Genomic DNA, 960 nt, shown 5'->3' on the forward strand with positions numbered 1-960 from the left:
GTTGATCGCCGCAATCTCTACGACGAGGGCGGCCAGCGTCTTTTCGTCATAGTGACGGGCGGCCTCGTTCCAGATCGTGTCCGGAACCGGCTCCTCGCGGTCGGCAATGCGGGTCAGCGCCTCGGTCAGGGCCAGCGCCGCGCGCTCGGCATCCGTATAGAACGGCGCCTCGCGCCAGGCGGCGACGGAGAGGATGCGCCGGTCGCTCTCGCCGGCCTTCTTCATCATGCGCGGATGCAGATCGACGCAGAAGCCGCAGCCGTTGATCTGGCTGGCGCGCAGATGCACCAGATGGGCGGTCTTTTCCGGAAGCTCCGTTTTCTGGGCCGCCCCCTGCAGCGCCTGCATGGCCTTCATGACTTCGGGGAGGACGGTAACGATATTGGTCATACGGGATTGCATTTCGGTGCTCCTTGCACTGTTTTCGCTTCGACGGTTGCGAGCCCTGTCACACCGGTGCGGCTTCGTTCGTCATGGCCATGACGCCACGAACCGAGAGAGTGTGACCGATGAGCGAAAAAAAGTTTTGGACCGAGCGTTTCGAGGCCGAGCGCGGCCGTTTGCGCAGCGTGGCCTTCCGCATGCTGGGCTCGCACGCCGAGGCGGACGACGCCGTGCAGGAGGCGTGGCTTCGGCTGGAGCGGGCCGGCGACGGCATCGAAAACCCGGCGGGCTGGCTGACCACCGTCGTCGGCCGCATCTGCCTCGACATGCTGCGCACCCGCACCAAGCGCCGCGAAGACCCGATCGACGGCGACGAGGGCGAAGTCCAGCACGCCGACCCCGCAGCCGGCGCCGATGAGCAGGCGGCACTCGCCGACTCGGTCGGCCTCGCACTGCTGGTCGTGCTGGAGCGCCTGGCGCCCGCCGAACGCCTCGCCTTCGTGCTGCACGACATGTTCGACGTGCCCTTCGAGGAGATCGGCCGCATCGTCGATCGCTCGCCGGTCGCTGCCCGCC

General features: G+C 67.4%; 2 protein-coding genes. One reads left to right on the forward strand and one right to left on the reverse strand.

Going from position 1 to position 960, the window contains the following annotated elements; genetic code table 11:
* Positions 1 to 402 (reverse strand): carboxymuconolactone decarboxylase family protein (locus ACOZKU_RS26010; RefSeq protein WP_421581337.1); only part of this gene is annotated, 402 nt, incomplete at its 3' end.
* A gap of 107 nt (positions 403 to 509) precedes the next feature.
* Here ACOZKU_RS26010 and ACOZKU_RS26015 point away from each other — a divergent pair.
* A partial coding sequence (locus tag ACOZKU_RS26015; RefSeq protein WP_421581338.1) for a sigma-70 family RNA polymerase sigma factor occupies positions 510 to 960 on the forward strand: 451 nt, incomplete at its 3' end.

This window comes from Shinella sp. M31 (assembly GCF_049199205.1).
Taxonomy (GTDB): domain Bacteria; phylum Pseudomonadota; class Alphaproteobacteria; order Rhizobiales; family Rhizobiaceae; genus Shinella.